Annotated in this window: 14 protein-coding genes and 1 tRNA gene; 7 read left to right on the forward strand and 8 right to left on the reverse strand. The window is 69.3% G+C overall.

Annotated features, from left to right (window positions below):
- Positions 1-6: 6 nt before the first annotated feature.
- The 5 genes from E0H50_RS03630 to E0H50_RS03650 are packed head-to-tail and all read right to left on the reverse strand — an operon-like array spanning position 7 to position 5,601.
- Positions 7-1,461, reverse strand: a complete 1,455-nt coding sequence (locus E0H50_RS03630; RefSeq protein ID WP_131284634.1) for a peptidoglycan D,D-transpeptidase FtsI family protein — start codon at positions 1,459-1,461, stop codon at positions 7-9.
- Positions 1,458-2,855: an FtsW/RodA/SpoVE family cell cycle protein gene (locus tag E0H50_RS03635; RefSeq protein ID WP_131284636.1), complete on the reverse strand. Its 1,398-nt coding sequence runs from the start codon at positions 2,853-2,855 to the stop codon at positions 1,458-1,460. The genes E0H50_RS03630 and E0H50_RS03635 overlap by 4 nt, the downstream gene beginning before the upstream one ends.
- Positions 2,852-4,249: a protein phosphatase 2C domain-containing protein gene (locus E0H50_RS03640; protein WP_131284638.1), complete on the reverse strand. Its 1,398-nt coding sequence runs from the start codon at positions 4,247-4,249 to the stop codon at positions 2,852-2,854. Before E0H50_RS03640 ends, E0H50_RS03635 begins: the two co-directional genes overlap by 4 nt.
- 10 nt (positions 4,250-4,259) lie before the next feature.
- Positions 4,260-4,742, reverse strand: a complete 483-nt coding sequence (locus E0H50_RS03645) for an FHA domain-containing protein FhaB/FipA (RefSeq protein ID WP_131284640.1) — start codon at positions 4,740-4,742, stop codon at positions 4,260-4,262.
- Positions 4,743-4,752: 10 nt separating this feature from the next.
- Entirely contained in the window at positions 4,753-5,601 is an 849-nt protein-coding gene (locus tag E0H50_RS03650; protein WP_131284642.1) for an FhaA domain-containing protein, read from the reverse strand.
- 169 nt (positions 5,602-5,770) lie between these two features.
- Between E0H50_RS03650 and E0H50_RS03655 the strand changes: the two genes are divergently transcribed.
- The 4 genes from E0H50_RS03655 (at position 5,771) to E0H50_RS03670 (ending at position 9,907) form a co-directional block, all read left to right on the forward strand.
- A tRNA-Leu gene (locus tag E0H50_RS03655) sits at positions 5,771-5,854 on the forward strand.
- A 195-nt stretch (positions 5,855-6,049) separates the two neighbouring features.
- Positions 6,050-6,805, forward strand: coding sequence for an ABC transporter ATP-binding protein (locus E0H50_RS03660; protein WP_131284644.1), 756 nt, complete (start codon positions 6,050-6,052; stop codon positions 6,803-6,805).
- A complete protein-coding gene (locus E0H50_RS03665) occupies positions 6,790-8,625 on the forward strand; it encodes a hypothetical protein (RefSeq protein WP_131284646.1) in 1,836 nt (611 codons plus the stop codon). The genes E0H50_RS03660 and E0H50_RS03665 overlap by 16 nt, the downstream gene beginning before the upstream one ends.
- Positions 8,626-8,929: 304 nt before the next feature.
- On the forward strand, positions 8,930-9,907 hold the full coding sequence (locus tag E0H50_RS03670; protein ID WP_131284648.1) for a helix-turn-helix domain-containing protein: 978 nt from the start codon (positions 8,930-8,932) through the stop codon (positions 9,905-9,907).
- 66 nt (positions 9,908-9,973) lie between these two features.
- On the opposite strand, the gene E0H50_RS03675 is transcribed toward E0H50_RS03670, so the two are convergent.
- Positions 9,974-13,576 carry a S8 family serine peptidase gene (locus tag E0H50_RS03675; protein WP_131284650.1) on the reverse strand — a complete coding sequence of 1,201 codons (3,603 nt, stop codon included), beginning with the start codon at positions 13,574-13,576 and terminating at the stop codon, positions 9,974-9,976.
- 148 nt (positions 13,577-13,724) lie between these two features.
- On the opposite strand from E0H50_RS03675, the gene E0H50_RS03680 reads away from it, so the two are divergent.
- On the forward strand, positions 13,725-14,330 hold the full coding sequence (locus E0H50_RS03680; protein ID WP_202867989.1) for a PrsW family glutamic-type intramembrane protease: 606 nt from the start codon (positions 13,725-13,727) through the stop codon (positions 14,328-14,330).
- A 65-nt stretch (positions 14,331-14,395) separates the two neighbouring features.
- The gene (locus E0H50_RS43360) at positions 14,396-14,545 is read left to right on the forward strand and encodes a hypothetical protein (protein WP_202867990.1); all 150 of its coding nucleotides are present in this window, start codon (positions 14,396-14,398) and stop codon (positions 14,543-14,545) included.
- A 5-nt stretch (positions 14,546-14,550) separates the two neighbouring features.
- On the opposite strand, the gene cysS is transcribed toward E0H50_RS43360, so the two are convergent.
- Positions 14,551-16,008 carry a cysteine--tRNA ligase gene (gene cysS / locus E0H50_RS03685; protein ID WP_202867991.1) on the reverse strand — a complete coding sequence of 486 codons (1,458 nt, stop codon included), beginning with the start codon at positions 16,006-16,008 and terminating at the stop codon, positions 14,551-14,553.
- Positions 16,009-16,343: 335 nt separating this feature from the next.
- Between cysS and E0H50_RS03690 the strand changes: the two genes are divergently transcribed.
- Positions 16,344-17,462, forward strand: coding sequence for an endonuclease (locus tag E0H50_RS03690; protein WP_238150750.1), 1,119 nt, complete (start codon positions 16,344-16,346; stop codon positions 17,460-17,462).
- Between the two features lie 15 nt (positions 17,463-17,477).
- On the opposite strand, the gene E0H50_RS03695 is transcribed toward E0H50_RS03690, so the two are convergent.
- On the reverse strand, positions 17,478-20,084 hold the full coding sequence (locus tag E0H50_RS03695; protein WP_131284652.1) for an nSTAND1 domain-containing NTPase: 2,607 nt from the start codon (positions 20,082-20,084) through the stop codon (positions 17,478-17,480).
- Between the last annotated feature and the right edge of the window lie 39 nt (positions 20,085-20,123).

A 20,123-nucleotide genomic window follows, 5' to 3' on the forward strand; every position in this document is an offset into this window, starting at 1 on the left:
GGCCGTTCATTGGCCCAGCACCGCCTCCATCACCTTCTTGGCGATCGGCGCCGCCAAGGTTCCGCCCGCGATGTCGTTGCGCGGGATGTTCGCGTCCTCGATGAGCACCGCCACGGCCACCTTCGGGTCGTCGGCCGGCGCGAACGCGGTGAACCACGCGAACGGCGGCCGTTCCCTCGAGGTCTGCGCCGTACCCGTCTTGCCGGCCACCTGGACGCCGGAGATCCGGCCCGGCCTGCCGGTGCCGTTGTTGACGACGTCGACCATCATCGCGGTCAGCTGCGCGGCGACCTGCGGGGTGACCGCCTGGTGCAGCGACTCCGGCTTGGTCTCCGACACCGTCTTCAGGTCCGGGGTCTTCACGTTCTGGACCAGGTACGGCTTCATCACCTCGCCCTTGTTCGCGATCCCGGCCGCCACCATCGCCATCTGCAGCGGGGTGGCGCGGACGTCGAACTGGCCGATCGCGGACTGCGCGGTCTGCGGCTCGTTCGGGTCGCCGGGGAACTGGCTGGTGGCCACGGCGGGCAGCTCGGTCAGCGGCTTGGCGCCGAAGCCGAACTTCGCGGCCTGCTCGTTCAGCGCGTCCGCGCCGAGCGCCATGCCGACGGTGCCGAACGCGGTGTTGCACGAGTAGCGCAACGCGATCGTCAGGGTCGCGTTGTTGCTGCCGCCGCAGTTCTTGCCGTCCTCGTTCACCAGCGGGACGGTGGTCTGCGGGAGCGGCAGCTCGGCCGGCGAGGCCACCTTGGTCTCCGGCGTGTACTTGCCGCTGGACAGCGCGGCCGCCGCGGTGACCAGCTTGAACGTCGACCCGGGCGGGTACAGCTCCTGCACGGCGCGGTTCGACAGCGGCTTGTTCTTGTCGGCGTTCAGGCTCTTCCAGGCCGCGCCGACCTTCTCGGTGTCGTGCGACGCGAGCTGGTTCGGGTCGTACGACGGCCGGCTGGCCATCGCCAGGATCCGCCCGGTCTTCGGCTCGATCGCGACGACCGCACCGGTCTTCCCGGCCAGGCCGTTGTACGCCGCCTGCTGCGCCGCGGCGTTCAGCGTCAGGGTCACGCTGCCGCCCTGCTGCGGCCGGTTGCTGATCACGTCGATGATTCGGCGGAACGCCATCGACGGGTCCGAGCCGTTCAGCTCGGCGTTCATCGTCAGCTCGATACCGCCGCGGCCGAACAGGTACGAGTAGAACCCGGTCACGGGTGCGTACACCATGCCGTTGGCGTAGGTCCGCTGGTACTTGAACCGGTCGTCGGACTCCTTGCTCTGCGCGACCGGCGTACTGCCGATCAGGATCGGGCCGCGGTTCACCGAGAACTGCGAGTCGCGGACCCGGTTGTTGTCGTTGCGGCCGTTGATCTCGTTCGCCCGGAAGGCCTGCAGGTACGTCGAGTTCGCCATCAGCGCGAGCATCAGGACGATCGCCGCCACGGCCAGTCGCCGGATCGCTGAGTTCATGCCTTCTGCACCGCCATCGCGATCGTGTCGTCGGAAACCGGAGCGGCCGGGGTCTGCGGCCGCCGGGCCTGGTCGCTGATCCGCAGCAGCAGCGCGATGATCGCCCAGTTCGCGACCAGCGACGTACCGCCGAGCGCCATGAACGGGGTGGCCAGACCGGTCAGCGGGATCAGGCCGGTGACGCCGCCGACGATCACGAACACCTGCAGCGCGAACGACATCGCCAGGCCGGTCGCGATCAGCTTGCCGAAGATGTCCCGGCAGCCGAGCGCGGTCCGCAGGCCGCGCTCGATGATGAGGGTGTAGACCAGCAGGATCGCGATCAGCCCGGTCAGCCCGAGCTCCTCGGCGAACGACGAGATGATCATGTCGCTCTGTGCGTAGAGCGTGGCCTCCGGGTGCCCCTGGCCGAGACCGCGGCCGAGGATGCCGCCCCAGGACTGGCCCATCAGCCCGAGCTTCACCTGGCCGCCGTCGATCGCCCACGGATCCAGCCAGTCGGTGACGCGGCGGTGCACGTGCCCGAAGGTCGTGTACGCGAAGAACGCGCCGCCGGCGAACAGCAGGCCACCGATGATCAGCCACCCGGCCCGCTCGGTGGACACGTACAGCAGGAACAGGAACAGGCCGAAGAACAGCAGCGACGACCCGAGGTCGCTCTCGAACACCAGGACGCCCAGGCTGACCACCCAGGCGATCCCGATCGGGCCGAGGTCGCGGGCCCGCGGCAGGTCGAGTCCGAGGAAGCGGTGCCCGGCCAGCGTCAGGACGTCGCGTTTCACCACCAGGTAGCCGGCGAAGAACACGACCAGGCAGATCTTCGCGAACTCACCCGGCTGGAAGGACATCCCCGCCAGCCGGATCCAGATCCGGGCACCGTTCAGGTTCACGCCGAGGCCGGGGATCAACGGCAGCACGAGCAGCAGCAGACCGGCCAGGCCGGCGGTGTAGGTGAGCGCCTGCAGCCGGCGGTGATCTCTGATCACGAGGATGACGACCAGGAACAGCACCACGCCGACCGCGGTCCAGGTGATCTGCTGCGGCGCCGCGGGCCCCTTCGGGACCTTTCCCCTCGCCTCGGCGACGATGGCCAGGCCGAGGTCGATCCGGTGGATCATCGCGACGCCCAGACCGTTCAGCAGCACCGCGCAGGGCAGCAGCACCGGGTCGGCGTACGGCGCCCGGTAGCGGAGCGCGAGGTGTGCGATCAGGGCGAGCAGCCCGATCCCGGCCGCGTAGTACCCGGTGCTGGCCGGTACGGCGTTCTGCACGGTGACGCCGATGTTCACGTAGGCGGCGACCGAGACCGCGATCGCGATCACGAGCAGCAGCAACTCCACCCCACGCCGGGTCCGCGGGATGATCTGGATGACGGACGTGGACGCGATGCTCATCGGACCCCGTCGCAGTCGTCGGGGTCGACCGGCGTACTCGGCGACGCCGAACCGGTCGGGGCCGTCGACGGGGGCGGCGTCGAAACGGGCGCGGTCGTGACCGGTGGCTTGGATGCGGGCGGCTTGGACGACGGCACTGGCGTGGACGGCTTGGGGGTCGGGGTCGGCTTGGCGGCGCACTCGGCAGCGGTGTGCTGCAGTTCGGCGACGATCGAGCGGGCACCGGCCAGGTCGTCGGCCTGGATGTTGCTCTCGACCTGCTCCCGGCTGTACGTCGGCAGCTTGTCGACCTGCAGCGTCTGGCGCTCGTACACCTTCGACAACGACAGACCCGGGAGATCCGCCTCGATGCCCTTGAAGATCGCCACGTAGTCGCCGTCGGTGCCGACGTAGTACTGCTTCTGGGTCCAGCTGTACGCGAACCAGCCGCCTCCGCCGATCAGGCCGAGAACGACGACCAGTACGGCGATCCGCCGCAGCCACGCGAAGCGCTTCGGCGGGCGCGGCGCGTACCGCAGCTCTTCGGGGTCGACCGCACCGCCGTGACCACCGCCGCCGTGACCCTCACCACCGCTGGTGCGGATCGCGACCGTCGGCTCGCCGCGCCCGGTGCTGCCCTGGGCCAGCTCGGCGGCGGCTCCGACGAGCTGCGGCTGGATGCCACTCGCGGGCTCGGTCTCGACGACGTCTGCGACGAGGACGGTGACGTTGTCGTTGGAGCCCGCCTCGAGCGCGTGCGTGATCAGGTCGACGACGACCGAGTCCGGCGTACCGGAGGCCATCGAGGCCGCGATCACCTCGTCGCTCACGTAGTCGGGCAGGCCGTCGCTGCACAGCATCAGCCGGTCGCCGGCCTGGACGTCGAGCATCTCCAGGTCCGGGTCGGAGTCGGGGCGGCCGTCGAGGACGCGCAGGATCAGGTTGCGGTGCGGGTGGGTGAAGGCCTCTTCCTGGGAGATCCGGCCCTCGTCGACCAGCGACTGTACGAAGGTGTGGTCGTGGCTCAGCTGGTACAGCTGGCCGTCCCGCAGCCGGTACGCGCGGGAGTCGCCCAGGTGCGCGAGGCCGAGCTGCTTGCCGTCGAACATCAGCGCGGTGACCGTCGACCCCATGCCCTCGCGCTCGGGGTCCTCCTCGACCAGCTCGGACAGGCGCTCGTTGGCTCGGTGCACCGCTCCGGCCAGCGCCTCGATCATGTCCTCGCCGCTGATCTCGGCGGTGTCCAGCCGCCGGATCACCTGGACCGCCGCCGCGCTGGCCACCTCACCGGCTGCCGCCCCGCCCATTCCGTCGGCGAGCAGCAGCAGGTGCGGACCGGCGTACGCCGAGTCCTCGTTGTTGCGGCGTACCCGTCCGACGTCGGAGAGGGTTGCGTAGTCGAGCGACAGGGTCATCGAGGCAGGCCTACTTCGCGATGTTCAGCGTCGTCCGGCCGATCCGGATCGAACCGCCGATTTCGGCCGGGACCGGGCGGGTGACCCGCTGGCCGTCCAGGTACGTGCCGTTGGTGGAGCCGAGATCCTCGACCCACCACTGGCCCTCGGACAGGAACAACCGGGCGTGCCGGGTGGAGGAGTAGTCGTCGTCGAGCCGGATCTGGCAGTCCGACCCGCGGCCGATGATCACCGGCTCATCGCCGAGCGACGCACCGACCCCGGCCTGCGGACCGTCCGCGATCGTCACCGACCCGGGCAGGCCCTTGCGCTTCTTCACCGGCTTCGCGGCTTTCGGCGTACGGGAGTTCTGCGGGACGGTGGCAGCCGCGGCGCGGCTGTCCACCTTCGCGCCGAACAGGTCGGACCTGATCACGGACAGCACCGCGAGGACGAACATCCACAACAGGGCCAGGAACCCCAGTTTGATCAGGGTCAGGGTCAGTTCCGACATGGAAGGTCAGTCACCACCCGCTGCTCGGCGGCTGGGCCATCGGCTCGTCCGCGAGACGCAGCGTCATGGTGGTGTTGCCGATCCGGACCGTCGAGCCGTCCACCAGCTCGGCCTCGGTGGTCCGGCGGCCGTTCACCAGCGTGCCGTTGGTGGAGCCGAGGTCGACCATCACGACCCGGATACCGCCCGGGCCCTCCGGCATCAGCCGGATCTCGGCGTGCCGCCGGGAGACACCGGGGTCGTTGATCTGGATGTCCGCGTCGGTGCCGCGGCCGAGCACCACGCCGGGCGGGTTCACCGGGCGCCGGCGGCCGTTCACCTCGAGCATCACCTGCGGGTGCCCGCGGCGCGGTACCTGCTGCTGCGGCGGCGGGGGCTGCTGGAACTGCTGCGGTGGCGGCGGCGGGGTCTGCACGACCGGCTCGTTCGGCGGCACGTAGGGCTCCTGCTGGTAGGGCTGGGGCTCGTAGGACGGGCGCCGCTGGGGCGTCCCGACCGTGGCGCTGACCACCCGGAACTTACCGGTCGGGAGATCATCCTGCTGGACCAGCTCGATGTCGATGGGCCCGGAGAACGTGTACCGCTGGATGTCGGCGTGGTCCCGCAGTTCGTTGGCGAGCTCGTGGTTCAGGGTCCGGCCGTAGGCGTTCAGCCGCTCGAAGTCGTCCGGACCCAGCTCGATGGTGAAGCTGTTCGGCACCAGCCGGCGGTCCCGGGACAGGATCCGCGCGGTGTTGTCGATCTCACGCTTGAGGGCGGCGGCCAGTTCGATCGGCTCGACGTCACCCTTGAAAGCGCGCGCGAAGACACCGCTCACAATGCCTTCCAGGCGTCGCTCGAAGCGCTGTAGCGGTCGCACGCCTCCTCCTCCACGGTCGGTACGCCAACAGATGTCCACCGGTCAGGCGGACACACCGGGTACGACGATCGATCGTATCGGGAGGTTCGACCGAACCCGCAATGTGAAGCACCGGCAGAACCCGTGCTACTGTTCCTTCTCGTCGCCAAGAGATGTATCAGGCGGCTGCGCGCGGGTGGCGGAATAGGCAGACGCGCACGGTTCAGGTCCGTGTGCCCGAAAGGGCGTGGGGGTTCAACTCCCCCCTCGCGCACAACGAAGTCCCGGTCGAATCGACCGGGACTTTTGCGTTGCCCGGAACTTTTCGTCCTTTCGGATGATCCTGCCGGACAGAAATTGCCCGAGCCGCACCTGAGCCGCCCCTGGACCGCTCAGCCGATCAGCTGACGGGGGCGGTCCACCGTCAGGGTGACGCGGTCGCACGGCGCTCGGTGGCAGGGTTCCTCGCATGGAGGAAGCGCTGGAGTTGGTGGGGCTCACCAAGGTGTTCGGGGAGCAGCGGGCGGTGGACGATCTCAGCCTGACGGTGCCGGCCAGGTCGTTCTTCGGGGTGCTGGGGCCGAACGGGGCCGGGAAGACGACGTCGTTGTCGATGGCGGTCGGGCTGTTGCGGCCGGACGGGGGTACGGCGCGGATCTTCGGGGTGGATGTCTGGCGGGACCCGACGCGGGCCAAGGCGCTGGTGGGGGTACTGCCGGACGGGCTCGGGATGCCGGAGCGGCTGACCGGGCGCGAGGTGCTGACGTACCTCGGTCTGTTGCGCGGGCTGCCCGAGGACGAGGTCGCGCGGCGGGCCGCCGAGCTGCTCGAGGTGCTGGAGCTCGACCACGAGGACGACAAACAGGTGATCGGCTACTCGACCGGTATGCGGAAGAAGCTCGGGCTCGCGGTGGCGCTGCTGCACGCGCCCCGGCTGCTGGTCCTGGACGAGCCGTTCGAGGCTGTCGACCCGGTGTCGGCGGCCACCATCCGGACCATCCTGCACCGGTTCATCGCGGGCGGCGGGTCGGTGGTGATGTCGAGCCACGTGATGGCGCTGGTCGAGCAGTTGTGTGACCGGGTCGCGGTGGTCGCGGACGGGAAGGTCGTTGCCGCGGGCACCGTTGCGGAGGTGCAGGCCGGCGGCAGTCTGGAGGACGCGTTCGTGTCGCTGGTCGGTGCGTCGACCCGTGGCGCCGAGGGGCTGACGTGGCTCTCGCACTGACGTACGCGACGTCGCGCACGCTGGTCCGGATGCGGCTGGCCGCGTTCCGGCACGGGCTGGACGACCAGTTCCGGCGGTCGTGGATCGTCACGGGCGGATTCGTCGGGCTGGCGCTCGCGGGCGGCACGCTCTGGCTCGCGGGGCGGGGCGATCACGACGTACTGGCCGTCGTACTCGCGGTCTGGATGCTGGGCTGGGTGGTCGGGCCGCTGTTCGCGGGTGGTGGCGACGAGACGCTGAAGCCCGAGTACTTCACGATGCTGCCGCTACCGCCGCGCACGCTCTCGGCCGGACTGCTGGTGGCCGCGCTGGCCGGTGTGGCACCTGTCATCAGCCTGATCGCGTTGCTCAGCCTGGTCGTCGTGAGCGGAGGTGTCGCCGCTGCCCTTGTTGCGGTGCCCGCACTGTTGCTGCAGCTGCTCTGCTTCCTCCTCGCGTCCCGGCTCGCAGTAGCGGTGTACGGCGTACTGCTGCAGGTGCGGGCCGGTGCCGTGATCGCAGCGCTGGTCAACGCGTTCATCCTGGCGTTCACCGCACAGGGGTGGGCGTTGATCGTCGCGTTCGTGTCCACCGACGTACAGGGTGCATTCGCGACCGGTGCGCGGATCGCCCCGTCGGGATGGGGTCTGGTCGCGGTAGAGGCTGCTGGCCGCGGCGAATGGCTCGAAGTTCTTGCTGCGTTGGCAGGGCTTGTGGTGCTCGCTGTCGTGATGCTCCTGGCCTGGAGTGCCTTGTTGGTACGGCGCACCACGGGTAGTCGGACCGGTGGGACGGTCAGGCGGCAACTGTCTGCGAGGACCGGGGCGGGTGCTGCGGGAGCCAAGGAGCTCCGGTCATGGACACGCGACCTGCTGTACGGCCACCGCGCTGTGTTCGCCGTAGCCTACGGGTTGTTCTTCTGCATGATGCCGTTGGCGATCGGGATGAAGTCGATGCTGCCGTGGGCCGGTCCGGCCGCTGTGGTGATGGCGGGCTCGATGACCGCCAACCTGTACGGCGCGGACGGTACGGCGTTCTGGACCACCCTGATGACACCTGGCTCCAGCCGGGCGGACGTGCGGGCGCGCCAGCGTGCGTTCCTGCTGGTCTTCGGTCCGTCGACGCTGCTGATCACCCTGCTGCTCACCTGGTGGTCCGGCGACACCAGGGCCTGGCCGCTGGTGCTGAGCGCGCTGCCCGCGCTGCTCGGTGGTGCAGCGGGTCTGGTGGTCGCCTGCTCGGTGTACGCCGCCGTACCGACGACTGATGCGCACAAGCGGTCCGGGAACCCGCTCAACTCGGGTGAGAACGAAGGCGAGACCATGGGCATCGTCTACGTGATGCTCGTGCTGGTCGCGGCGACCTGTGCCCCGGCACTGATCCTGGCGCTCTACACCGGCTGGTGGGGCGTGCCGGTCGGCGTACTGTCCGGTGTGCTCGCCTGGTGGTACTTCGGTCGCGTGGCGGCCCGGCGTCTCGACGCACGGGGTCCTGAGCTCCTCACGTTGCTCAGGCATGGGCGATCGCCCGCGGAGCAGGCCAAGAAGACCGCGGGTTTCGATGCACTCCCCAAGTGGCGGCGTACGTTGGCCGGGTTCTGCCTCGGGTTCGGGGCGATCCCGTTGTTCCCGCAGGCCGTCGTACCGGCGATCTTCAAGCTCACCGGCAATCACGACACCAAGTCATGGTTCCTGGCCCTCTACCAGGACGGCCCGTGGCAATGGATCGTGATCGTGCTGATGGCCGTGCTCGGGTTGTCGATGTACGCCTACGGCGGGCTTACCTACTACTACGCGAAGAAGAACGCTCCGGATGGGTCGGTCGCGGTAGCCGCAGGGTAGGCGCGCCGCGATGTCTGGCCGTGGGGGCCACGGTGCGGTGGTTGCGGAGCATCCAGATCGCGACGGCGGCCGCGGCGATCAGGCCGGCGATGCCGGCGTAGTCGGTCAAGCTCATCATGGCGTCTCTTCTCCAGGGCGGTGGTACTGGGCGGCTGGCGAGTTCCGCGGGCTTCTGACCGGAAAGTGACGGTCCCTCAGCACAGCCGTGATGACACAAACGAGACACGGCTCAACAGTGCCAATGGGAAAGCGCTCGCTTCCCGATCGAAATTCCTGGTTAGGTGGTGCCCGGGAGGTGGGGCCGATGCCGGATGGTCCGTTGCTGGACGAGCGGGAAGAGCACGCCTACCGGCTGCTCGTCGGCCTGTCGGCCGCCAAGTCCGGTGACCTTGCCGAGGTCGCCAGGTTGCCGCAGCCGGAGGCCGACGAAGTGCTGCAGCGGTTGCAGGCCAAGGGCCTCGTCACGGCGCAGCCGGCCGACGATCCGGTGTTCCGGCCGTTGCCGCCGGACGTCGCCTTCGGTACGACGCTGCTGCGCCGCCAGGAGTCGCTCGAGGCGGCTCGCAAGACGGTGAGCGCGCTCAGCGAAGAGTTCCGGGCCAGCGTGAGCCGGCGGGACGCGCACCACCTGGTCGAGGTGATCGTCGGCGCCGCCACGCTCAGAGAGCGCCTGCGCGACCTGCAGAACGCGGCCCGCGAGGAGATCCTCTGGTTCTGCCGCGCGAACCCGCTGGCGATGCAGGGCGCCGAGAACACCGAGGAGTACGGCGCCTTGTCCCGCGGCGTCCGGTACCGCGCCATTTACGAGCGCGCACTGATCGAGACACCCGGAGAGCTGGACTCGATCGCCGAAGGCGTCAGCTGGGGCGAGGAGGCGCGGGTGGTGCCGACGCTGCCGGTCCGGATCGCGATCGTGGACCGGTCGACGGCCATCTGCCCGCTGGTCCGTGACGACGAGCAGAGCATCGGTGAGCCGTCGGCCGCGATCATCAGCCGCGGCCAGCTCCTGGACGCGCTGCTGGCGCTCTTCGAGAGCTACTGGGAGCTGGCGACGCCAGTACGCCTGCAATCCGACGAGCCGGCGGAGCCCGAGGGCCTCGACGACTCCGAGCGGCTCCTGCTCTCCCTGCTCGTAGGCGGCGTACCGGACAAGTCGATCGCCAACCAGCTGGGCATCAGCCGCCGCACCGTCCAACGCCGCCTGGACCGCCTGATGGCCTTAGCCGGCGTAGACACCCGCACCGGCCTAGCCTTCCAAGCCGCGAAACGCGACTGGCTCTGATCAACCACACCCGTTACGTCCGAAGAACTGGCGGTACGTATCGCCAGTTCTTCGGACGTAAGCGAGTTACTTGACGCCGTACGCGCGGATCACCGTCTGGGTGATCTTTGAGCCGTTCGGGCCGGTGGCTGCGACCTTGAGGGAGACCGTGTCGTGGGCGTTCGGGACGACGGCCAGGAAGTGGCCGAGGGCACCGATGACTACGAGGCGCTGCCAGGTCTTGCCCTCGTCGAAGGACGACCAGGCCTGCAGGGACGACGCACGGGGTGACTCGAAGCCGACCACGTGCGTGCGGGCGCTCACCCGGCCGGTCAGGTCGACCGGAACCGTGTAGGCGACCTGCTGCAGGGCGAGCGGCGTTGCCTTGTCGTCCGCCTGCTTCGCCGAGCGGAACTCCCAGGAGGTCTCAGTACGCGTCCCCCAGTTCCACTCGCCTTCCTCGTCGATGCGCTCGGTGGACAGGTCGAGCTTGTACGCCGCGTTGTCGCTGGAGGTGATCACGTCCTCCCACGCGTCCGGAAGCTCGGCCACGACCTGACCGTTGCGGGACAGCGTCGCCGAGTCCTTCGTGGCCTCACCGATCGTGTAATGCCCGCCCGCGTCCACGAAGGACGGGATGCGAAGCGAGAGCCGGTCACCGGTCCGCGTGGACTGGATGCCGGGCGCAGCCGCGGGCCGTACGACCGGACCGAACCAGGTCTCGTCCGACGAACCGCTCCGGTAGCTGCGCGGTACGGACGTCATACCGCTGCCCAGCGGGTTCATGGTGTCCCACGTGTACAGGTGGGACACCCGGTGCTGCCAAAGCGAGTCGCCCGACGTCACCCACTCCTCGCGGACCTTCGGCGTCTCGACGAACCGCTGGGAGTCGTTCCACGAGTACTCCTGCCACGGACGCCACCCGAACCGCTGCTCCTTGGCCCAGTTGAACCCGCCGTTGTCGGCGTACCGCGTGGTGATGCGCGCGCTGTTCGCCGCCGTCACCCTGTAGACGATCTGCGCCGGGATGAACCCGGTCGAGACCTGCTGTACGTCGTACAGGTACGGGCTGGACGTGGTGAGCGTGAGGTCGATCGTCGCCTTGCCGCGCCGTACCCGGTCCACGAGCTTCTGGCCGTCCTTGAACGTGGTCACCATCGCCGGGATCGGCTCCCGGTCACCGACCGGTCGCCAGACCGTCCACGCACCCCAGTCGGCCGGCCGGACCAGGATGACCGCCGCTGCGCCGGCTGCCGCGGCCGCCTTGATCTGCTCGTCCTCGTCGTCGGAGTCGAGCACCACCAGGGCGCCCTTCGCGTCCTCCAGCGAGGTCACGAGCCGGAAGCGCTTCTTGCCTTCGTACGACGGGGATCGGTGCAGCAGGTTGATGTCGAGCGGACCGGACACACCGGGGATCGACGCCTGCACCAGCGGGGCAACCAGCTGCCAGCGGGACGAGAACTCGAAGCTGCCGTCCTTGACCGGCTTGGTCGGTGTCACGTTGACCTGCTGGACCGTGCTGAAGTGCATGACGCCGTGGCTGATGGACCGGCCGTTGCCGTACTCCCGGTGCACGTAGTAGCTCAGCACCGCCTGCTGCTCCGACGGCTTCGGCGTCTCGATCTTGATCGGGACCGCCTTCCGCGCGTCGATGACGATCTCGCTGTCCTTGCTGACCACGATGTTCGGGTCGGTGAACAGGCTGACCTGCTCGTTCTGCGGATCGTTGTTCTCGACCAGCGAGTGCAGCAGGTAGGTGCCCTCCTCGACCTCGGCGGTGTACGTCGCACCGTTCGGGATCCACGCCAGTACGTCGGAACGCGAGTTGTCGCCGAACAGCGAGATCACCGGGACGCCGGTGGGCTGACCGTCCAGCCCGACCGCACGCAGCGTGACCTTGTGCTTCGGGCCGGACCGGAGCGCGCCGACCGCGGTGTGGGTGATGACGCCGTCGGGGCCGGTGGCAACGATCCAGCCGCTGTACTGGCCGCGGCCGAGCTTGGCCGGGTCCAGTGTCAGCGGTACGTCGGCGGTGCCGTTGGCCGGGACCGTCACGGTCGCCGGCAGGCCGAAGCCGTCGGTCTCCGGCTGCTTGTCGTCGAGGTTCGTCACCTGGACGGACAGGTTCAGCGTGACCGGGCTGCCGGAGTCGTTCCGGTAGGTGATGGTCCGGGTGCCCGCCTCCGCGGTCTGGACGCCGAAGTCCGCGACGCCGCTGGCGGTCACCTTCTGCGCGACGGCGCGGGTGAGGTCGACCCGGCCGGCACCCTGCTGATAGACGGTCTGCTGAGCCTGGGTCTTCGCGGTGCTGACCAGCGCGTTCTTCAGCTGGTCGGCCTTCCAGTCCGGGTGCTGCTGCGCGAGCAGGGCCGCCGCACCGGCGACGTGCGGCGTCGCCATCGACGTACCGGAGGCGGCGGTGTAGAGCTCGTCCACCGGGTCACCCATGTCGGTGCCGGTCGCGCGGGCGGCGATGATGCCGACGCCTGGGGCGGTGATCTCCGGCTTCAGGCCCGCGTCACCGAGCCGCGGTCCGCGACTGGAGAAGTCGGCGAGCTTGTCCTCGCGGTCCACGGCGCCGACCGTCAGCGCGGACGCCGCGGCGCCCGGCGTACCGACGGTCTCGTCCTGGCCCTCGTTGCCGGCCGCAACCACGAACAGGGTGCCGGTCTGCGCGGTGATGTCGTTGACCGCCTGGCTGAGCGGGTCGGTGCCGTCGGTGGCCTCGCCGCCGAGGCTCATGTTCACGACCTTCGCGCCCTCGGACGCGGCCCACTCCATGCCGGCGATGATCCAGGAGTCGTAGCCGTACCCGTCGTCGCCGAGCACCTTGCCGACCAGCAGGTCGGCCTTCGGCGCGACGCCCTTCCGGGTGCCGCCGGCACCCGCGCCGGTCCCGGCGATGGTCGCGGCGACATGCGTACCGTGGCCGAAGTGGTCCTCGGTGCCGGTCGGGCTGCCGGAGAAGTCCTGGCTCTGTTTGACCTTGCCGTCCAGGTCCGGGTGCGTCGCGTCGACACCGGTGTCCAGTACGGCGACCTGCACGCCGGAGCCTTCGTGCCCGGCCTTCCAGGCGTCCGGCGCGCCGATCTGCGGGACGCTCTTGTCGAGCACCGGACGGACCTTGCCGTCCAGCCAGATCTTGGTCACGCCGCTGTTCAGCGAGCGGGCGCCGGCACCCGGATTCAGCGATCTCCACAGCTCTGGCAGCTGGTCATTCGCCGCGGTCAGGGCGCGACCGCCGATCGACGGGAGCTGTCGCGTCGTCGTCGTACCGGCGAGGTTCTGCGCGGTCCGGGCGCCGGGGGTGTCCTTCACGATCAGCGGGAGGCTCGCGGCCTCGCCGTACCCGTCGGCGATCAGCTCGTCGACGTCGAACAGGTCCACGTCCAGGACGCCGTTCGCGACGAACGGTACGGCGTCGCTCGGCAGCACGCGGAGTCCGCCGTCGGCCTCGATCGTGTGGAACGAGACGCCTTCGCGGCCGGCCGCCGGGCGGACGGTGGCGGCCTTCTTGCCGGCACCGGCGTCGGTCAGTTCGACGACGTCACCGGTGATCAGCGTGACCGAGGACGACTTGATCACGGTGGATCCGGTCGGAGGGGCCGCGGCGGACGGGATCACCGTCGCCGCGCCGAGAGCAAGTACCGCCGCGGTGGTGAGCGCGGCGGCACGTCGGGGGGAGGACATAGGCGGCATTCTCCTTCGAGAGGTTTGGGGCAGGCACACCTCTTCTTCCGACCGAGTTTGCAATCACGTCACAGGAATCCGCCCTGTCCATCACTGCCGTCCCTGCGACATGGCGCAACCACGCCATGAACCTGGCACCATCTGAGGCATGAGCGCGAAGGCGGTACGCAGGTGGGGATGGCTCGGAACCTTCGTGATCGGCGGCGCGCTGTACCTCGCCGTCCTGGCCGTGCTGACCGACACCGGGAACCCGAATCTCTTCCCGACGATGATCCTGCTCGGCGCGCTCGTCGTCCCGCTGACCTTCGTGACGTTCGCCGCCGGGCGGTCCGGGCGCTGGCTGATCGACGGGCCGACGCTGGGCGGTTGCCTGCTGTTCGGCGGGGTGGTCGGGGTGGTCGTCGCGGGCCTGCTCGAGTACGACGCGATGCGGCGGCTCGGGACGTTGCCGATGGTCGGGGTGGGGCTGATCGAGGAGGCGGCCAAGCTCGTCGTACCGGCGATCCTCGTGGTGTTCTTCGGGCACCGGTACCGGACGTCGATCGGGCGCGGGATCGTCATCGGGGTCGCGGTCGGCACCGGGTTCGCCGTCCTGGAGACGATGGGCTACGCGTTCGTCGCGCTGCTGCAGTCCGACGGGAACGTCGGCGCGGCCGAGCAGACCCTGTTCATCCGCGGCCTGCTCTCCCCGGCCGGTCACGCGGCCTGGGCTGTGCCATTCGCAAACCCACCCCACCAGCCCGATCTGGCCTGACCTGCTGGGGTCTGTGGCGGTTCGTTCTCGAGCCGACGGGCAAACGGTTCGCCGGCTTCCTCGGCATGTACGCGCTGGCCGTCGCTCTGCACTCCACCTGGGACGGTATCGGCGGCCGCATCACGTACGCCGTCGTCGGAGCGATCTCGATCGGCCTGCTGCTCTACGGCCTCAAGCGCGCGCAGCGGTCGGACAATGTCGTCGTACCGGCCTGACGAAATCAGCCGAGGCGGGTCCAGGTCGGGCCGTCGGCGGTGTCGGTGACCTGAATGCCCAGCTCGGTCAGCTCCGCACGAAGCGCGTCGGCGCGGGCCCAATCGCGCGCGACCCGAGCCGCCTCGCGGTCCGCGACCAGCTGCTCGACTGCGGCCTCATCCACCTCTGGTAGATCAGATGCCTGCTCGAGGTCCGCCGGTGTGAGCTGACCGAACGGCAGCCCGAGTACGGCGGCACACGCGGCGACAACGGCTCGCTGCCCCGCTTCGGACAGCGTCTGATCACGCAGCGAGTCCTGCAGCAACGCGAGGACGCGCGGTGTGTTGAGGTCGGCGCTGATCGCGTCGTCGATCTGGTCGATCACCGCGACAGCCGCGGCATCGTCACCGGCCGCCGCGCGGGCCTCGTCCGCGGTGGTCACCAGCGGCAGCTCGCCGAGTGCCGACGTACGGCGGACCAGCCGGCGCAGCGTGGACTGGGCGCTGTCGAGTCCGGCCAGGGTGAACTCCAGCTGCGCACGGTAGTGACCGCCGAGCAGGAAGAGCCGGTACGCGAGCGGATGGAACCCCTGCTTCGCCAGATCGCTGACGGTCAAGATGTGCCCCGAAGACTTCGAGATCTTCGCCGACCCGAGCTGCAGGAACTCGTTGTGCAGCCAGAACTTGACCCACGGCTGCCCGTCACCGAGGTACGCCTCGCTCTGCGCGATCTCGTTGACGTGGTGCAACTGCCGGTGGTCCACCCCGCCGGTGTGGATGTCGAAGTGCTCACCGAGCAGCAGCATGCTCATCACCGAGCACTCCAGGTGCCAGCCCGGTGCTCCCCAACCCCACGGCGAGTTCCAGCGCATCGCCCGCAGCTGCCCCGGAGCCTCCGCCCGCCACAGCGCGAAGTCGGTCTTGGCCTGCCGCCCGGGGACCTCCTCGACGCGGGCGCCCTCGAGCTGACCGCTCACGTCGATCAGTCCGAGCTGCCCGTACGTCGGGTCCTTCGACGTGTCGAAGTACAGCCCGGACTCGATCTCGTACGTGAAGCCGCGCTCGACCAGGCGCTCGGCGAACGCGATCATCTGCTCGACGTACTGCGTGGCGCGCGGATAGTGGTGAGCGGGCAGGATGTTCAGCGAGGCCAGGTCCGTGAAGAACGCCTCGGTGTACATCGCCGCGATCTCCTCGACCGAACGGCGTTCCCGGGCGGCCGCGACCTCGAGCTTGTCCTCGCCGAGCTCGGCCTCCGCGACCGCGTGGCCGACGTCGGTGATGTTGATGACGTGCTCGACCCGCAGGCCTTTCCAGAGCAGAGCCCGGCGCAGGGTGTCCGCGAACGTGTACGCGCGCAGGTTGCCGATGTGCGCGTAGCTGTAGACCGTCGGCCCACAGCTGTACAGCCGCACGACACCGTCCGTGGCCGGCGTGAAGTCCTCCACGCGGCGTCCGAGCGAGTTGAAGAGCCGCAAGGTCACCCGCTGGATGCTACCGGTCTGGAGAGTGAGATGGCGTCCGCGAGGCATGGACAACGCGTGCTGGAATGAGTACGGTCCGTAAACGGCGTCCGCACCACGCCGACCTCGACGGTGAGGTGCTGCCCGCCAGTAGCGCCTCGCTGGTGTGTGGGCAGAGCGGGCTGCGGCTGTGCGCTTCGGCCTGATGGGGGCCCATTCACCCAGGTGGGGTGGTGAACGGCACTCACTCGTTCACCGCCCCACCGGTTCAACTCTTCACCTGCAGTTTGTTAGGTGGCCCGGCAACCGGGGCAGACTGACCTGCGTCCGGTCCCCAACCGCCCCTGGGAGTAGCCGTGTCCCGACTCTTCCGTCCGGCGCTGCTCGTCACCGCCGTTCTCGCACTGCTCGGCTTCGGCATTACGCCGTCGAACGCCGCCACCTCGATCACGGTCGCCACGGCGATCGGCCGCCAAGACGGTTCGACCGCATCCGTCACCGGGTACGTCGTCGGCCAGCCGACCGCGACCACCACGGTTGTCCGCAGCAACTTCCCGAACGACTACGCGCTGGCACTCGCCGACTCGGCGTCCCAGACCAGTACGTCGGCGATGCTCTACGTGCAGATCCCGACCGCGTTCCGCGCGTCGTACGGACTGCAGAGCAACCCGAGCCTGCTCGGCAAGCAGATCACTGTCACCGGCACGCTGACGGCGTACTTCTCGCACCCCGGCCTGAAGAACGCGACCGCCTTCACCGGCGGCGGCGGCACGGACCCGGGGCCGGATCCGGGTGACTACTACGCCGGCGCCGAGGGCAAGACCGGCGCGGCGCTGAAGTCCGCGCTGCACACGATCATCTCGAGCCAGACCAAGCTCAGCTACGACCAGGTCTGGGACGCGCTGAAGGTCACCGACCAGGACCCGAGCAACAGCAGCAACGTCATCGAGATCTACTCCGGCCGCTCGATCAGCAAGACCCTCAACGGCGGCGACGCCGACGACTGGAACCGTGAACACGTCTGGGCGAAATCGCACGGCGACTTCGGCACCGCGACCGGCCCGGGCACCGACATCCACCACCTCCGCCCCGAGGACGTGACGGTGAACTCGGCCCGCGGCAACCTCGACTTCGACAACGGCGGTACGGCGGTCGCCCAGTGCTCCGGCTGTACGGCGGACTCGGACTCGTTCGCGCCCCGGGCAGCGGTCCGCGGTGACGTGGCCCGGATGATCTTCTACATGGCCGTGCGCTACGAGGGCGACGACGGGTTCGCGAACCTCGAGCTGAACAACTCGGTCGGCAACGGCACCGCGCCGTACATCGGCAAGCTCACGGTGCTGAAGGCCTGGGCCGCGGCCGACCCGCCGGACGCGTTCGAGAAGAACCGCAACGAGGTCATCTACAGCCAGTTCCAGCACAACCGGAACCCGTTCATCGACCACCCGGAGTGGATCGCGTCGATCTGGCCGTAAGAGGGCCTCGGAGGCTCAGCGGTTCTGCTGCACGTCCTGTTTGGCGCCGAGGGCGGGCCGGTGTTCTCCGGCCCGCCCTCCGGTCGTCGTGAGCTGCGCGTGCGGCCTGGCCGGTGCGGCGATGCCGGACAGTGCGGTGGCTGTGCCGAGCCGGGTCTGTACCCAGTCCTGGAAGCCTGGGTCGGTGACGTGGATCCGGAAGTCGGTCCGGGTCAGCAGGCCACGGGAGATCAGTGCCTTGGACGCGTCGTCGAGGTCCCAGCGATCCGGGCCCGCGGTCCGGGTCGGGATGGGCACCCCATGGGAACCGTGCGCCGCGGTTTTCGCGAGCAACGCCATCTCGTGGTTCGAGCAGTTTCTCCAGGCAGCGGCGTACAGCGACTGGGACCGGGTGTTCAGCCGGGAGGCCGCGGTCGCGGCGACCTCGGCGGTGATGGTGTTCTCGCCGGGCGGAACGAGCTCGAGGGCCGCGCCGGCGAGCATCCGCAACCTGCTCGGGTGACCTTGGGCGTCCTCCATCAGCTTGTCCACAGCACCCGGCTCGCACTGGTAACCGGCCTTGGCCAGCGGCGTGACGAGTGCCTTGCGCATCTCGGCGGCGTTCATCGGCACCAGTGCGCGGACGTCGAGCTTCAGCTCGGTCTCCGTCCCGGAGGCGCCACCTGAGGCCGACAGCAGCCGGGACTCCATCTGGTTGCCGCCCGCCGCGATCAGGAACGCCGGTTTCCGGTTCTCGTGCAGGGTGGCCGACAGCCCGACCAGGGCGACCAGGTCGTCGCGCGACGCGCCGTCGCGCGACGCGGCGTCCAGGTTGTCGACCATCAGCACGATCGGCTCGCGCCGCGGCCCGGCCATCTTGCCGAGCTGCTCGCCGAGCTCACTCAAGGTCCGGCCGACCGAGTCCTTCGTGACGCCTTCCCAGGCCGTGTGGACGCCGATCTTCGGTCCGGGCGCGAGGCCGGCCCGGATCTGCGCGGTGTTCATCGAGTTCTTGGTCCGGACCGCCATCCGGTTCAGGATCTCTTTCAGTTCCTTGACCTGGTCGGCCGGGTACCGCCGCTTGAAGGTGTCCATCTCGTCCTGGACGGCGCGAATGATCCTGGCCTCCACCGACTCGCGTCGGGAGGCGCTGAACCGGATCGTGATCCAGCCCTCCTGGTCGGCCAGCGCCTTGGCCCGGTTCAGCTCCTGGCTGGTGCCGATGCCGGGAGGTCCGGTGAACAACACCGTGGTGCCGATCGGGAGTCGCTGGTCCAGTGAGATCGGCCGGCCGTCCTTGTCCTTGCGGTCGATCGGCTCGACGAGCTGATCGGACGTGCCGAACACCTTGGTGACCGCGGCCCGGTCCCCCGCAAGGTGGACCGGTGCCAGGTTGGCGGCCGGCCGGCCGACTTCCGGCCCGTGGGGCGGTGCCGGTGTCTGGTCGAGGTGCTGGTTGAGCCAGTCCCGGAATCCCTTGTCGGGGATCGTCACGAGTTGGCCGTCGTGCTCCCGGAGCATTCCGCGGGCGACCAGCTCCTGGCGCGCCTTGTCGACCTGCTGCCACTGGTCCGACTGGTCCGTACGGGTCTCGGCCGGCATGTACAGGCCGTTCGTCCCCTGCGCCGCGACCTTGGCGAGCAGATCCTTCTGGGCGTGGGTGGTCTCCGGCTGGTCCCACCTGCTCTGGTAGCTGTGTTCCGAGTCCCTCCAGACCCTGGCTGTCGCGGCTTCCGCAGCCGCCGCCGTGATCCCGCGCTCCGGGTCCCGCATCGCGACAGCGGCCAGCGCGAACTTCCGCAACTGGCTCGGGTTGCCGTTGGCGGCGCGGACCAGGACGTCGATCCCGGCGTACTCGTACGGGATCTGCTCGTCGTCGAGCGGCTCGGTCAGGGACACGGCCAGGTCCTCGTCGGACAGCGGCTCGAGCTCGCGGACACTGAACTGGTTGGTGATCGTGGTGGCGATACCGGACATCCGCCGGGACGCGTGCATCAGCGAACTCGTCGACTTGGTGCCGCCGGCGATGACCAGCCAGACCGGGCGATCCATTTCCTCGAGATGGATCGCGAGGTCGTTCACGCCCGCCTGGTCGTGCTCCGACGCCGCGTCGATCTTGTCGATCAGCAGCAGGATCGGCTCGTTCTCGTGGCCGGCGATCCGGCCGAGCTCGTCGGCGAAATCGTTCAGCGTGGTGCCGAGCTTGTCGTGTGCGGTGGTGTCCTTCTCGTGCTTACCGACGAACTCGACCGGGACCGGGCCGCCCCCGAGCCGCGCTTCCCAGCCCCACCGGGTGTTGCGGCCGCTCGCGGTCAGGTCGCGGACCGTCTTGCTGAGGTCGCGGACCTGGCGCTTGCCGAACCTGTCCCGCAGGTCGTCGAGCTTCTGCCGGAACGCGGTGGTCAGGTGGTGCTCGAGCGGGATGTTCTCGGACGCGGTCACCCGGATCGTGGTCCAGCCGTGGACCTCGGCCAGATCTTCCACCCGGTTGAGTTCGGTGGTCTTGCCCATACCGGGCGCGCCCTGGAAGAGGATCGCCTTGCTCTCCGGAAGTACGCCGCTCAACGAGAGCGGTGCACCGAGCTGGTCCCTGCGCGTGATCAGGTACGCCGGGTGCCCGTCTGCTCCGAAGACCTGGCTCATGGGGACAGCGTGCGGACCGTAGCCGTCGCCGACACGGTC

Source organism: Kribbella sindirgiensis (genome assembly GCF_004331435.1).
GTDB lineage: Bacteria > Actinomycetota > Actinomycetes > Propionibacteriales > Kribbellaceae > Kribbella > Kribbella sindirgiensis.